Annotated in this window: 15 protein-coding genes; 10 read left to right on the top strand and 5 right to left on the bottom strand. The window is 54.0% G+C overall.

Features of this window, described 5'->3' with window-relative positions:
• Nucleotides 1–12 precede the first annotated feature (12 nt).
• The 4 genes from truA to AAC086_RS21325 all read left to right on the top strand — a co-directional run bounded on the left by truA (nucleotide 13) and on the right by AAC086_RS21325 (nucleotide 4,507).
• Nucleotides 13–753, top strand: coding sequence for a tRNA pseudouridine(38-40) synthase TruA (gene truA, locus AAC086_RS21340; protein WP_339781837.1), 741 nt, complete (start codon nucleotides 13–15; stop codon nucleotides 751–753).
• Nucleotides 754–1,010: 257 nt separating this feature from the next.
• Nucleotides 1,011–2,714 (top strand): Cache 3/Cache 2 fusion domain-containing protein, encoded by a 1,704-nt coding sequence (locus AAC086_RS21335; RefSeq protein WP_339781836.1) that lies wholly within the window; start codon nucleotides 1,011–1,013, stop codon nucleotides 2,712–2,714.
• 189 nt (nucleotides 2,715–2,903) lie between these two features.
• Nucleotides 2,904–3,899 carry an SPFH domain-containing protein gene (locus AAC086_RS21330; protein WP_339781834.1) on the top strand — a complete coding sequence of 332 codons (996 nt, stop codon included), beginning with the start codon at nucleotides 2,904–2,906 and terminating at the stop codon, nucleotides 3,897–3,899.
• A 131-nt stretch (nucleotides 3,900–4,030) separates the two neighbouring features.
• A complete protein-coding gene (locus tag AAC086_RS21325; RefSeq protein WP_339781832.1) occupies nucleotides 4,031–4,507 on the top strand; it encodes an NfeD family protein in 477 nt (158 codons plus the stop codon).
• Nucleotides 4,508–4,526: 19 nt separating this feature from the next.
• On the opposite strand, the gene AAC086_RS21320 is transcribed toward AAC086_RS21325, so the two are convergent.
• The 4 genes from AAC086_RS21320 to AAC086_RS21305 all read right to left on the bottom strand — a co-directional run bounded on the left by AAC086_RS21320 (nucleotide 4,527) and on the right by AAC086_RS21305 (nucleotide 6,940).
• Nucleotides 4,527–5,252, bottom strand: a complete 726-nt coding sequence (locus tag AAC086_RS21320) for an LrgB family protein (RefSeq protein ID WP_339781864.1) — start codon at nucleotides 5,250–5,252, stop codon at nucleotides 4,527–4,529.
• A complete protein-coding gene (locus AAC086_RS21315; protein WP_339781830.1) occupies nucleotides 5,252–5,635 on the bottom strand; it encodes a CidA/LrgA family protein in 384 nt (127 codons plus the stop codon). Before AAC086_RS21315 ends, AAC086_RS21320 begins: the two co-directional genes overlap by 1 nt.
• A 172-nt stretch (nucleotides 5,636–5,807) precedes the next feature.
• Nucleotides 5,808–6,143, bottom strand: a complete 336-nt coding sequence (gene arsC / locus AAC086_RS21310) for an arsenate reductase (glutaredoxin) (RefSeq protein WP_339781828.1) — start codon at nucleotides 6,141–6,143, stop codon at nucleotides 5,808–5,810.
• An 80-nt stretch (nucleotides 6,144–6,223) separates the two neighbouring features.
• Nucleotides 6,224–6,940: a RecX family transcriptional regulator gene (locus tag AAC086_RS21305; protein WP_339781826.1), complete on the bottom strand. Its 717-nt coding sequence runs from the start codon at nucleotides 6,938–6,940 to the stop codon at nucleotides 6,224–6,226.
• A gap of 83 nt (nucleotides 6,941–7,023) precedes the next feature.
• Here AAC086_RS21305 and AAC086_RS21300 point away from each other — a divergent pair, with 83 nt between their 5' ends.
• From AAC086_RS21300 to AAC086_RS21275, 6 genes are all read left to right on the top strand, one after another.
• Complete coding sequence (locus AAC086_RS21300; protein ID WP_339781824.1) at nucleotides 7,024–7,818, top strand: ABC transporter permease; 795 nt, start codon at nucleotides 7,024–7,026, stop codon at nucleotides 7,816–7,818.
• A gap of 218 nt (nucleotides 7,819–8,036) precedes the next feature.
• Complete coding sequence (locus tag AAC086_RS21295) at nucleotides 8,037–9,209, top strand: aspartate aminotransferase family protein (RefSeq protein WP_339781822.1); 1,173 nt, start codon at nucleotides 8,037–8,039, stop codon at nucleotides 9,207–9,209.
• A gap of 11 nt (nucleotides 9,210–9,220) precedes the next feature.
• Nucleotides 9,221–10,138 (top strand): ornithine carbamoyltransferase, encoded by a 918-nt coding sequence (gene argF, locus AAC086_RS21290; RefSeq protein ID WP_339781820.1) that lies wholly within the window; start codon nucleotides 9,221–9,223, stop codon nucleotides 10,136–10,138.
• Nucleotides 10,139–10,232: 94 nt separating this feature from the next.
• Nucleotides 10,233–11,204 carry an Hsp33 family molecular chaperone HslO gene (locus AAC086_RS21285; protein WP_339781819.1) on the top strand — a complete coding sequence of 324 codons (972 nt, stop codon included), beginning with the start codon at nucleotides 10,233–10,235 and terminating at the stop codon, nucleotides 11,202–11,204.
• A gap of 151 nt (nucleotides 11,205–11,355) precedes the next feature.
• Entirely contained in the window at nucleotides 11,356–11,937 is a 582-nt protein-coding gene (locus tag AAC086_RS21280) for a hypothetical protein (RefSeq protein ID WP_339781817.1), read from the top strand.
• Nucleotides 11,938–12,035: 98 nt separating this feature from the next.
• Nucleotides 12,036–13,172 carry an AraC family transcriptional regulator gene (locus AAC086_RS21275; RefSeq protein WP_339781815.1) on the top strand — a complete coding sequence of 379 codons (1,137 nt, stop codon included), beginning with the start codon at nucleotides 12,036–12,038 and terminating at the stop codon, nucleotides 13,170–13,172.
• Here AAC086_RS21275 and AAC086_RS21270 read toward each other — a convergent pair.
• Complete coding sequence (locus AAC086_RS21270) at nucleotides 13,126–14,163, bottom strand: alpha/beta fold hydrolase (protein ID WP_339781813.1); 1,038 nt, start codon at nucleotides 14,161–14,163, stop codon at nucleotides 13,126–13,128. The two genes, AAC086_RS21275 and AAC086_RS21270, sit on opposite strands and share 47 nt — an antisense overlap.
• Nucleotides 14,164–14,303 lie beyond the last annotated feature (140 nt).

Here is a 14,303-nt window from a genome sequence, read left to right as displayed (position 1 = left end):
ACAAGACAGGCGATGCAAAGATATAAATGCACTGTCGAATATGATGGTCGCCCCTATCATGGCTGGCAGTATCAGGATGAAGTGATTTCGGTTCAGCAGGTGTTTGAAGCAGCCCTTGAAAAGCTGGTGAAAACATTTGTCCGTGTCCATGTATCGGGGCGGACCGATGCCGGGGTTCATGCCCTGGGCCAGGTGGTGCATTTTGATCTGGAAAAGGTTTATCCCGCCGAAGCAGTGATGAACGCCCTGAACCATTATTTGCAGCCAGACCCGGTGGCCGTGGTCAGTGCTGAAATGGTCGATCAGGATTTTCACGCCCGGTTCGGGTCGAAAAAACGCTATTATATGTACCGGATCATTAACCGGCGCCAACCGCTGACCTTTGAAGCCGGGTTGGCATGGGGTGTTTACAAGGCCCTTGATGTTCCGGCGATGAATGAGGCCGCACAGCTTTTGATTGGCACCTACGATTTTACCACGTTTCGCGCCACCGAATGCCAGGCCAAAAGTCCGATTAAAACGCTTGAACGGCTGGAAGTCGTGGCGTGTGAAGGCCATGAAGTGCGCATTTATGCCGAAAGCCGGTCCTTTTTACATCACCAGGTACGCAATATGGTGGGAACACTGGTGCTGGTGGGCAAAGGAAGCTGGCAACCTGCCGATGTGAAAAAAGCTCTGGAAGCAAAACGTCGCAGTGCCGGCGGGCCGACGGCCCCGGCAGACGGGCTTTATTTTGTTCGGGTTGAATATTGAAAGCGGCACAAAAACGTCTTTTTTGCGCAAAATTCCCCCGGATTACTGTTTGGTATTTTTCCAAATTTCGTTTGTATTCATTTGAATTAGAGTAATCTTTTTTATCGGTAATCCTATTACGGGTATAAGTTTTTTTATTTCTCTTATATTGTTATTTTTCTGCCTGGTCCCACTACGTAAAAAGATCCCTGCAATTTGTTTCGCCGTCCTTCCACGCGGACTCCTGTCAGGGAGTATGAATGGGAGAGACCTGTGAAATGAAAAATAGCATTGTGTTTAAAGTCACCGCGGCCTCTGTGGTGATTCTGATAGTGGGGATCATGTTGCTGGGGGGCGTGATCATGCAACGCGTTTCGCAACAGGTCAGCGACACCAGCCTGCAATCACAGAAACTGAATTTGCGTGTTGCAGCGTTGATGTTTGAGAACGCAGCCCCGGATTTAAAAGTGACCATTGACAAGGCGGGGGAAACCACCCGTCTGGTGATGCCCGAAATTCCCGATCTTTCGTCACATGTGCTGATTGACAGAATTGGCACCGCCACAGGCGAAACCGCCACTGTATTTCAGTGGGTTCCCGATAAAAAAGACTTTATCCGCATTTCAACCAACATCATCAAACCTGATGGCACCCGCGCGGTGGGGACTTTTTTGGGCAACGGCAGTGCGGCCTATCAGCCGATCATGTCAGGCAAGACATTTCGCGGCGAAGCCGTGATTCTGGGCAAGGAATATGTCACCCAATACACCCCGATCTTTAATACGGTTGGCGCAGTGCAAGGCATTTTGTATGTGGGCATTGAAAAGGCCAAGGTTGCGGCGGTTTCCGGTTCTATCGAGATGCGGATTATCGTTTCCGGTATCATTGTCGCCATCATTGCCACAATCCTGCTAACGATTTTGCTGCGTCGCCAGTTGGGGCCGTTTCATGAACTGGGCGATATTATTGAACAGTTTGTGAGCCGCGATTTTTCAGCCGAGGTTCCCCATACCAGGCGGAGCGACGAGGTTGGCGTGATTGCCAAGGGCCTGTTGCGCTGGCGTGAAGCGGCCCAACACATTGGCGAGGCCGAGGAAGCCAAGCTGGTTGCCGAACGCAAGGCGGCTCTGGAACGTCGCGATCAGCGCAATGTTCTGGCAGCCGAGCTTGATGCATCGGTGGGCGAAATTATCGCCTCTGTTCGCCAAGCAACCGAAGGCATGGTGCGGTCGGCCCGGCAACTAAGTGAATCGGCAAATCATTCGATTGCACAAAGCAAAAATGTCAGCAATGCCGCCAATGACGCGGCGCGTAATGTGCAAACCGTTGCGGCAGCAACCGAAGAACTTTCAGCTTCGATCAATAATATTGGCGGGCAGGTTAAAGATTCGACTTTGATTGCGACAACCGCAGTCGAAGAAGCATCGCGTGCCAATGAAATGGTTGGTGGCCTTGCCGTTGCCGCCGAACGCATTGGCGAAGTGGTCAGCCTGATTAACGAAATTGCCGCTCAAACCAACTTGCTGGCCCTGAATGCGACGATCGAGGCCGCCCGTGCCGGTGAAGCTGGCAAAGGGTTTGCTGTGGTGGCCCAGGAAGTTAAAAATCTGGCCAATCAGACCGCCAAGGCAACCGATGAAATTGCGCAGCAGATTGGTTCGATCCAAAGCGAAACCCTTATGACGGTTGAAGCGATTGAAAAGGTAACCCGCACGATTGCTTCGATCAGTGGCATTACGGGTGGTATTTCATCTGCGGTGGCCGAACAAAATACGGCCGTCAATGAAATCGCATCGAGTGCGCAAAATGCGTCAATCGGCTCGACCGAGGTGGTTGATACCATTGCCGCAGTATTACATGCCGCCAGTGATGGGGGCACGGCTGCTGGCGAACTGGAACATTCGATGTCAGACCTGTCGGCGCGCATTGAAACCCTGCAAGGCAAGGTTGTCGAATTTCTTGGGCATTTGCGGGCGGAATAGGCTTGTTAAACGGGATGTGAAAAAGCTGGCAGCGGAAATGTTGCCGGCTTTTTTTGTTGTGGTCGGGATCACTGTTTATCTGGCGAAAACCGGCATGCGCAATCATCGGATCGAATAATAGTTGTGGTTGAGGTGTGTCGGTTCTATTCATTTTCTGCTTGGGCCGTACACATTTCAGGGAATACCCAAATGGCATTCGATTTTCCGATTTTTGCTGGCATCGTCGCAGTGCTGGCGGTTTTTATTATTTTGCAAAGCGTGAAGATTGTGCCGCAGGGCTATCAATACACGCTGGAACGCTTTGGCCGGTTTACCCGCAGCCTGAAACCGGGCTTAAACATCATTGTGCCATTGATCGACCGGATTGGCCGGAAAATGAACATGATGGAAAGTGTTCTTGATGTTCCCTCGCAGGAAGTGATTACCTCTGACAATGCGATGGTGACGGTTGATGGTGTGGTGTTTTACCAGGTGATTGATGCCGCCCGTGCCGCCTATGAGGTGAACCGGCTTGAAGTGGCGATCCTGAACCTGTCGATGACCAATGTGCGTACCGTGGTCGGCTCGATGGATCTGGATCAGTTATTATCGCAGCGCGACCAGATCAACGAACGGCTTTTATCGGTTGTCGACAGTGCCACCGACCCCTGGGGCCTTAAAATCACCCGTGTCGAAATCAAGGACATCACCCCGCCGCGCGACCTGGTGGACTCGATGGGCCGCCAGATGAAGGCAGAACGTGAAAAGCGCGCCCAGATCCTTGAAGCACAGGGATCTCGCGAAGCTGCCATCTTGCGGGCCGAAGGTGAAAAACAGTCCAAAATTCTGGAAGCCGAAGGCCGCCGCGAAGCTGCCTTTCGTGATGCAGAAGCCCGCGAACGTGCGGCCCAGGCCGAAGCCGAGGCCACAATGGTGGTGTCCAAGGCGATTGCCGAAGGCGACATTAACGCGATTAACTATTTCGTCGCCCAGAAATATGTCGAATCACTGTCGCAAATTGCCGCTAGCCCCAACAGCAAACTGGTGTTTATGCCGTTGGATGCGTCAGGTGTTGTCGGCTCAATCGGCGGGGTAACCGAACTGATCCGCAATCTTGGCAGTGGCGGTGGTCGTGCTGCTGCTGGCGATGCGGCGGGTAGTACGGGTGCAACACAAGCCCGCCCCGGGCCGTGGGGTGGTAAATAACGCCCCCGTTTGGTGTGTTTGCGCTGTGATCTGGCAATGCGCAACGACCGATCACTATCTGCGTGTATCAGGCGGCGAGTGTCGGTGTCTGATACACGCATTATTGTGTTAACCATGAAAGGCCAACCAAGGTGGATTTTCTGATTTCAGCGGGCATGACCTATTGGCACTGGTGGAGCCTGGCGGCCATTTTGCTGGTGCTGGAAATGCTGGCACCGGGGGTTTTCTTTTTGTGGCTGGCTTTTGCTGCCGTGCTGACCGGTGCCGCCAAACTTGTTTTTGGCGGTATGATCTTTGAAATCCAGTTGCTGGTTTTTGCGCTGTGCGGTTTGGTCGCCACCTTTGCCGGACGGCGCTGGGTGATGCGCCGTATCAATGCCAAAGGCGATGATGACAATGCCGAATCGCCGGGGTTGAACCAGCGCGAACTGCAATTTCGCGGCCGGATCATTACCTTGCCCCATGATATGACCAGCGGTGAAACCCGCGTGGTGCTGGATGGCACCACATGGCGGCTTTATGTGGGGCAATTGTTAAAAGCAGGCGATCAGGTGCGGATCACCGCGATCAAGGGCACGGTATTGCAGGGTGAAGCCGTTTCAGATTAAACCGGCTTCACTCCATATTCTAACCAAACAGCCAATGCCATAAAAACGGAACGGTCAGGGCGGTGGCGATGGTGTTTAACCCCATCGACAGCCCCGAAAAGGCCCCGGCGGTTTGATTAACCTGAAAGGCCCGCGCCGTACCAATGCCGTGGGCGGCCACTCCCATGGCAAAGCCACGGGCGCGCCAGTCGGTCAGGCCGACGATATTCATGACCGCCGGGCCAAGGGTGGCTCCGACAATGCCGGTCACAATCACACAAACAGCGGTTAGGGCCGGAACCCCGCCAATTTCCTTGGCGATGCCCATGGCAACCGGGGTGGTGACCGATTTGGGCGCCAGGGATGCCAGTGTTTCCATGCTTGCCCCTAATAAATGGGCGATGGCAACGGTGCTGGCCGTGGCCATTAAGGAGCCGAACAACACCCCGAAAATAATCACTGGCAAGGCACGTTTTAACGTTTCCATCTGGCGAAACAGCGGCACGGCAAGGGCCACGGTGGCCGGGCCGAGCAAGAAGTGAACAAACTGTGCGCCGTCAAAATACACCGAATAGGGGGTGCCGGTGACATGCAGGATGGCGGCAATGATGGCAATGGCGATCACTACCGGGTTGCAAACCGGGTTGCGGTTGCTTTTTTGATACAGCCAGAAACCGATGGCATAGGCGACCAGCGTAATCGTCAGCCCGGTCAGCGGTTTGGTTGAAAGATAGACCCATAATTGTGTCAGATCAGCCGGTTCCATCATTTGGCCCCTTCATCTTGCGGGGCGGGGGATGCTTGCGACGCCGGGGGTTTGGGCAGTAATTTTGACATCAGAAATGCGGTGGCGGCGATGGTCAGCAAGGTGGAAATCACCAAAGATGCGGCAATCGGCAGCCAGTCGCTTTTTAACCGGTCGATCTGGGTGATAACGCCAACACCGGCGGGCACAAACAGCAACGAAAAATGCATCAGCAAATTATCGGCGGCATCGGTCAGTTCCCTGGGCGGTTTGCGTTTGATCAGCAGGCCGATAAACAACAGCCCCAGGCCAATCACCGGGCCGGGCACGGGCAAGCTGAAAAGTTCGGATATGACCTCGCCAAAAAGTTGGCAAACAAGGATCAGGGCAAATGCGGCAATCATCTTTGGCCTCCCGATGGTGCGTTTATTGTGATCGTGGTCACGTTTTTCAATTTCTTACTGTGACATACCCTGCTTTGGTGCCGATAACTTTTATTAATAACGAAAAACGCCCGTGCATTTATGGCACAGGCGTTGGCGATAGGCTAAAATCTGTATTCGTTTTAGAAGCGGCTTACAAAATTGCCAGCACATCTTCGGGCGGGCGGCCCAGGGCGGCCTTGTCACCGTTGACAACAATGGGCCGTTCAATCGCACGCGGATGGGCCACCAGGGCGGCAATCAGTTCGTCACCGGTTAAATCGGCTATGCCTTCTTCGCGGGCTTCTTTTTTGCGCATAATCTGCTCTGGTGCTTTGCCCAGTTTTGCCAGAATGGCGGTAAGGTCGGCGACGCTGGGTGGGGTCGTCAGATACTCCACCACCGTGGGGGTCATGCCCTGTTCCTCGATCAGGGCCAAGGTCTGGCGCGATTTGGAACAGCGTGGATTATGGTAAATGGTGACGGTCATTGCGTATTTCCTGTCATTTGGGGCGCTTGTTGGTGCTTTGTTACGTTGTCGTATCGTTACTGTATCGTAATCGTGCCCGGTTAAAGGCCATCAATAATTTGCAAAAGGTTTTCAAGCTCGTTGCGATCAGCATCGATGATGCGGGTGGCAATGTCATAGGAAAAGCCTTGCCGGGCGAGGGCGGCCAGATCCTTGTCGTGTTTTTCATCGCGCTGGTCGGGGGAACGAAACGGGCCAAGGCGGCGGCGCCGCGCATAGGCGGCGGCAGCGGCCAGGTTGGGGTCGGTGCCGCGCATGTCGGTACGGGCGGCATCATCGGCCTCGTCGCGCAAATCGGTGATGGTTTGATCGACCATGTTTGATGCAATGCCGCGTGCGTTTAAATCTGCGCCGATCACGCGAATGGCTTTGCCCTTGCGCAACATGGATCGCGCCCGACCCAGCGCATAGGCCTGATCATTGATGAAGCCCGCTTTTTCACAGGCATTTAAAACGCTTTTCATCCAGTCTTCGGCTTCTTGCGGGTCGGTATCATAGTGCGCAACCGACAGCCTGATTTTGCCGCGCATCAGTTTTTCCAGCCGGGCGCGCGATGCGGTAAAGCGTTCCAGATACCAGGTGGCATAATTCATCAAATAGTCACGGGTCACCCGGCGTGGCTTTTTTTCGGCCGGGGTTTGCCGGTCGCGTCGCGGGCCGGATTGCCGGGTGTTGCGCTGGTTATCGGCCCTGTCGCTTTGTTCGCCCTGATCGGGTTGGCCGGTGGCAAATATGGATGAATTTTTGCGGTCTGACATAACTCTTTACGGGCTGCCCTTGCGTTTGGGGTGCAACTATCCCTATTTTACCGGCAATTATATGTGAATTTCGAGGAAAACCAATGCAAGAGCTTGCTCCGCGTCAAATGGGCGCGATCAACTGGCTCGGCCTGTGGACGCTGTATGCAAAAGAAGTGCGCCGTTTTTTGAACGTGCATCTTCAAACCGTCGGCGCGCCTGTGGTCACCAGTCTTCTGTTTTTGGCGGTGTTCCTTCTGGCCCTTGGCCGGGCGGTTGAAACCGTTAATGGCGTTTCGTTCGCCACTTTTCTTGCGCCGGGTCTGGTCATGATGACCATGGCGCAAAACGCATTTGCCAATACCTCCAGTTCGATTCTGATTTCCAAGGTACAGGGCAATATTGTCGATGTTTTGATGCCGCCGCTATCGGCATTTGAACTGGTTGCCGGTTTTGCCCTTGGTGCTGTAACCCGTGGCGTCATGGTGGGCTGTGCCACCATCATCGCCATGGCATTTTTTGTCGATCTTCAGTTCCATAATATCTGGGCTATTCTGTATTTCGGTATTTCGGCATCCCTGATGCTGGCACTGCTGGGGATTGCCGGGGGTGTGTGGTCGGAAAAGTTTGATCATATCGCCGTTGTGACCAATTTTGTCATTACGCCGCTGTCGTTTTTGTCCGGTACTTTTTACAGTGCCGAACATTTGCCCGAAGCGGGCCGGGTCCTGGCCCATTTCAACCCGTTTTTCTACATGATTGACGGGTTCCGCTATGGCTTTATCGGTGTTTCGGACGGGTCGATCACAACCGGCGTTATTGTGCTTTTATGCGTAAACGTCTTTCTGTCGATCCTGTGCTACCGCATGATCAAAACAGGCTACAAACTGAAGGCCTGATGCGACGGCGGTGTGCCCGTTTTCAGCATTAAATTCCGTTTTTGGGCGGCATTCGGAATTGGATGCTGCCCAATTTATTTGTGCAATGCGTCGAAAAGCGTGTTTTGCCGCATTGACAGGGCTCGGGAATCTCTTGATACTCCGCAGCTTTCCGGTATTCTGCCGGTGCTGACCATGTGGTCAGGAATGGAATTTTACCCTAGTCGAGGAAATAAACCGTGATTACACCCGTCATGCCGACCTATGCGCGGGCCGATTTGGCCTTTGAGAAAGGTGAAGGACCTTATCTCTATGCGCAGGATGGGCGACGATTCCTCGATTTCGGGTCGGGTGTGGCCGTGAATTGTTTGGGCCATGCGCATCCGCATCTGGTAGCGGCCATTACCGAACAGGCCAACAAGGTGTGGCATACGTCGAACCTGTACCGTGTGCCGGGCCAGGAAAAACTGGCACAGCGGTTTGTTGAGCATACTTTTGCCGATACCGTGTTTTTCTGTAATTCCGGTGCCGAAGCCAACGAAGCGGGCCTGAAAATGCTGCGCCGCTATCAGTATGTGAACGGCCATGCCGAAAAGAATCGCATTCTGGTTGCCAGCAACGCCTTTCACGGGCGGACCATTGGCACTTTAACGGCCGGGGCCAGTGACAAATACCGCGAGGGTTTTGGTCCGATGCCCGAAGGGTTCGACCGGGTGGCGTTTGGCAACCTCAATGAATTGCGCAATGCCATTACGGAAAAAACCGCCGGTATTTTGGTGGAACCGATTCAGGGTGAAGGCGGCATCATGCCTGCACCCGAAGGCTACCTTGAAGGGTTGCGCAAGGCCGCTGATGAATATGGCCTGCTGGTGATGTTTGACGAGATACAAACCGGCATTGGCCGGACCGGCAAACTATTTGCCTATGAATGGACCAACATGCTGCCCGACATTATTTCGTCGGCCAAGGGACTTGGCGGGGGATTTCCGGTCGGGGCACTTTTGGCCAATGAAAAGGCCGCTGCGGCCTTAACGCCGGGCATGCATGGCTCCACCTTTGGCGGTAATCCGCTGGCGATGGCGGCAGCAAATGCGGTGCTGGACGAAGTTTTAAAGCCGGGATTTTTCGATAACGTTCTGGCCATGAGCAAATTGATCCGTGATGGCTTGGCAAAAATTTCTGCCAAATATCCCGGTTTCATTGACGAGGTGCGTGGCGCCGGCTTGCTTTTGGGCATGAAAACGATCCCGAATAATGGTGATGTGGTGGCTAAACTGCGCGACCATAACCTGCTGACGGTTCCGGCAGGTGATAATGTTGTGCGGATTTTACCGCCGTTAAACATCACAAAAACCCATGTGGACGAGGCGCTGGCGGCGATTGAAGCCGTGGCGGCTGCCTTTACCTCGTAAGGAACACTCTAATGACGGATATCAGACATTTTCTGGATATCGAAGGCATGTCCACCGGGACACTGCACGATATTCTGACGTTGGGAGACAACGAAAAGGCAGGCAAGGCCCCGTTTGGGGCCAAGCCGCTGGCAGGCAAGACGCTGGCGCTGATTTTTGAAAAACCTTCGACCCGAACCCGGGTTTCTTTTGAAGTTGGCATGCGCCAGCTTGGCGGCGATGTTGTTATTCTTGATGCGGCGAGCAGCCAGCTTGGTCGCGGCGAAAGCATTGCCGATACGGCCCGTGTGCTGTCGCGCTTTGTCGATGCCATCATGATCCGTACCACCGATGAATCCAAACTTTTGGAACTGGCAGAATATGCCACGGTGCCGGTGATTAACGGCCTGACCGACCAAAGCCACCCCTGCCAGATCATGGCCGATTTGATGACGGTGCGGGAATATAAGGGCAAGCTGGACGGGCTTAAATTTGCCTGGGTTGGCGATGGCAACAATGTTTCGACATCGTTTATTCATGCGGCCCCTAAATTCGGCTTTTCGCTTGATATGGCGTGCCCGGTCGGTTATCGCCCGCAGCAGGGGCTGATTGAAACCGCCAATGCCGCCGGTGGCAAGGTGCGCCTGACCGAGTTCGACGACGCCCTTTCAGGTGCTGATGTTGTGGTCACCGATTGCTGGGTATCGATGGGGGATAAAGACTATGATGCCCGTATGGCAGCCTTAACCCCCTATCAGATCAATGAAGGTGCGATGGCGAAAGCGGCCAAAGATGCGATGTTCATGCATTGCCTGCCCGCACATCGTAATGAAGAAGTGACCGATGCGGTGATTGATGGCCCGCAATCTGTGGTGTTTGACGAAGCTGAAAATCGTCTTCATGCACAAAAGGGCATTCTGCTATACTGCTTTAACGGCTTGCCCGCATAAAAATTCTCCCTAGATTAGGGATAACACTTTGGGGCGAACAGCAATGTTCGCCCTTTTGGCATTTGAAACGAACTGCAACCATCGGAACCTGATCATGCAAGTTGCTGTCGATTTTTGTCAGCCCTTTACGCTGGAACATTCCAACATCCGTGGCCGCTTTGCCCGCCTGGGGCCGACAGTGCAAACCATTGTCGGGCAACATAACTATCCGCCTTTGGCCAATGACCTGCTGGCTGAAATCATCGCGTTGGCGGTGTTGCTGTCATCTGCTTTGAAATATGAAGGGCTTTTTACCCTGCAAACATCGTCTGACGGGCCGATCAGCATGCTGGTGGTTGACGTGGACAGCGATGGCAACGTTCGCGCCTGTTTGCGGGTGGATGAAGACCGCCTGAACGCCATGATCGCTGCCGAAGAAGGCGGTGAAGACGCGTTGCGCGGCAAGGTGCATAAACTGATGGGGCAGGGGCATATTGCCTTTACCGTCGATCAGGGCGACGACCATGAACGTTATCAGGGGATTGTGTCGCTGGAAGGCGAAACCCTGTCGGAATGTGCGCAAGCCTATTTCAAGCAGTCAGAACAGCTTGAAACCGCCTTTAAAATGGAAGTCCATCGCGGTGAAACCGACCGTGACTGGTGGGTTGGCGGCATGTTTGTGCAGCGTTTGCCCGGCAGTGCCTCGGGCGATGCGCTGACCCCGGAACAGGATGCCGAATGGCAGGATAACTGGAACCGGGCCAAAATCCTGATGGCAAGTGCGACGGCGACCGAACTGGTCGATATTTCGCTTTCGGCCCATGATTTGATCTGGCGGTTGTTTCATGAAGAAGAACCGCGTGTGTTTGACCAGAACCATTTGCAGTTCAAATGCCGCTGTTCACGCCAGAAAATCGAAGGGGCGCTGGCGTCCTATCCGCTTGAGGAATTGCTTGATATGCGCGAAGCCCATACCGGCGAGGTTGGCGTAACGTGCCAGTTCTGCAATACCCATTACGGTTTTAACGAAGCCGACCTGCGGACGTTAAAAGCCGATATTGCCGCAGATGCCGATTCCGGGGCATAACGGCCAAAAAGCCTGTCCTGCCACTATGGTCACAGGCTTGCCTTAATCATTATTCATCTTCACGATGACAGATAACAGGGCCGGGGCAATGTCCCCGGTTCTTTTCGTAATGATAAATGTTTTGGAGAACGGGGACATGATGGGGTTGTCTATGCGTGGCATAAGCATGGCGTTGGCGGGCGGAATGGCGATGATGGTGGCGGCGTGCACCAGCGCGCCGGTTCAAACTTACCCCGATGTAACGTGGCGGCATTTGCCAGCGATTGCATTTTCAGCCGGGCCGATTGAAAAGGTTGCAGCCTATGGAGTGCCAGCCGCCAATGATTTGCAGCCCGACTTGCCGTTTAATCTGGGTCGCATGGCCATGAAATGGCCCGATGACCGTTTACAGACGGCTGGCACCAACGATATTTTGCGCTACAGCGTGACCGATGCCGAGATCACCACGGCAAGCCTTGAAACCAAAGGCGGGTTCACAGGGATATTCACCGACGATCAGTCGCAAAAAATTAACCTCAAGGTTGGTGCCAAACTGGAATTGCTGAACGAGGACGGTACGCAAAAAGGTGAAGTCGCAGCCATTGTCGAACGCACCCGCACCCTGTCGGAATCGATGTCGGTGGCGGAACGTGAAAAAGCAATTTACGACGAAACGGCGGCTCTTCTGATCGATATGGACCGCGAACTCGATAAACAGATTCATCAAAATCTGGGACGTTTTATTTTGAAATAACCTGTGATCGGCACTCGTGCCTGCCTGTCTGTCTACCTTGTCGGACCATGTGAACTGTACCGGCAGGGGCATTCGGTCCACATCCCGGGGATTGTTCGATGATTGCGGTGCCCCTGCCCTTTGTTGTTGCCCTTGTTCTGGGCATATATGCCTGGCATCTTGGTGCGCGCTGGCGGCATGATCTGCGCGTGCGCCGACCGGCCCTTTTTGCCCTGGCCTGTTCTGCGTTGCTGGTCTGTGTCGGGCTGCGCTGGCATTTTGATACGGCATTTTTCCGGTTTTTACAGCCTGTTGCGGCGTCGGTTTTACCGGTGATGGCATGGATCTGTTTTGCCCGCTTTAATGCCCCGCTGGTGACAGGCAGGCAGTTGGCACTGCACAGTATTTTTGTTGCGATTGTTTTTCTGTGTTCGTGGACCAGGCCCTATTGGCATCCGCCACTTGATGTTTTGTTATGCGGGCAGTTTACCGTTTATGGCATATTGCTGGTGCGTCGCGCGGTCGCAGGTGATGCCTGTTATGGTGATATCTGCATTGGCAACATTGGAACGGCCCGGCGCATTGTGGCGGCGGTTGGGGGGATTCTTATTTTGTCGGCCAGCGTTGATGCAGGAATTGCATTTGATTTTGCCTGGCAAAATGGTCTGCATGTGCGCGAAATTGTTGCCAGCGGCAATGCAGTGATGCTGGCGTTTTGCGTGTTTCTGATTGTGCGTCTGGGCACATATGTTGCACCCGTTGCCGGGTCTGGCGAAGTTGCCGGGGATGAGGGAACTGGCAGAGCGGGCGGGCGCGATGTCGTCGCCGGGCCGATAAAGGATAATACAGCCAAGAGTGACGCATCTGATCGCGACATTGCCGCCGCCCTTGACCAGTTGATGCAAACGCACAAGCTGTATCGCGATCCTGATCTGACACTGGATCGGCTGGCGCGCCGGGCGATTATTCCGGCGCGCACGATTTCGCTGGCGATCAACCGGTATTATGGTCGCAATATTTCGTGCATCATCAATGAATATCGCATAGCCGAGGCGATGCAGTTGTTGGCCGACACAGCCAAAACCGTCACCGATATTCAGTTTGACTGCGGCTTTCAGACCAAATCAAATTTCAATCGCGAATTTCGCCGCGTAACCGGCATGAGCCCGCGCGATTATCGCAGCCGGAACGATTACCCGCAGCACAGCATCACGACGCCGTTTGATGCTGTGCCAGAAACGCAAGGATCTGTTTGATCGCCGCGCGGTGAAGGGCTTCCCGGTCGCCATTGATACCATCGAGACAAATGATGCCATCACCGGGGGTATCTTCTTCCAGTAACGCAATGGCGTTTGGCTTGCACGATTGTAAAAAACTGAAATGGGCCGCGTTTTTAATCACGCTGATTTGCCGAAATTTGGCAGGCAAATGATCAAACAGATATTGCGATTCCAGTTCTGCCGGAATTTTCGGGTTGGGGCTGCCTGCGGCAATAATCAGAACCGGAATTTTGATATCGGCCAAACTGCGATCGCTAAAGCCCCGTGCCAGGCCAAGATCAAGGGAAACAACGCGTTTCACCCTTGTATCGCGCAGGTCTTGCGCCAGTTTGATGCGGTCTGTTTCGGTTTTGCCAATGGCAAAGTCGCGAACAACATCGCAGGCGGCCAAATCGGGGTGGGTTTGACAATCGCGCGCCATTTTGTCGGCATCCATGCGCGCGCCTGCCACCTCAAGAGCAGTCCAGCCGCCCAGCGAATGGCCAATAACCGTGATGTTTTCCCGGTCGATATGCCCTGACCACAGGGCGTGGTCTTCCAGTGCGGAAATCACATGTGAAATGTCGCGCACGCGTTGCCAAAGCAATGCGCCTTTGCCGGGTTCAAGATCGCGGCTGGTGGTGCCCGGGTGGTTGATGGCGGCAACGATATAGCCCGCCCGCACCAGTGCCGTTGCCAGCCACGCCTGATTGCGCCAGTTTCCGCCAAACCCGTGCGACAGGATCACAAGAGGATGGCGGGTTTTATCGGGGATGGCGTCAATAATGGCACGTTGACCGACAAAGGCAGCGTTGTCGGCAATCAATGTTGCGGGTTGGGGGGTGGCATTGTCGGCTGGATACCAGATAACGCCAGCAAGGGCGCGCAAGGGGGCATTTGCCGGGATATCGAGTTTTTGAAACCCGGGTTCCCGAGCATGGGCAGGGGAAAACTGAATTGCAAACAAGCCCAGTATCAGCACAGACATTAAAAAAAATCGACGCATCAAAGAAACCTTTCATGGGTAGGAAGACAGCACCTTTGTGGATCGATATCTTTCCCTGTGGCGACCTCGATCGCGATCTGGTTCCTTTTTGGGCGGATATTTCACCCTGAAGACCCCACCTG

Origin of the sequence: uncultured Thalassospira sp. (genome assembly GCF_963976115.1) — a bacterium.
GTDB lineage: Bacteria > Pseudomonadota > Alphaproteobacteria > Rhodospirillales > Thalassospiraceae > Thalassospira.
Note: the sequence above shows the minus strand (reverse complement) of the source record. Positions and strands in the feature narration are given on the sequence as shown.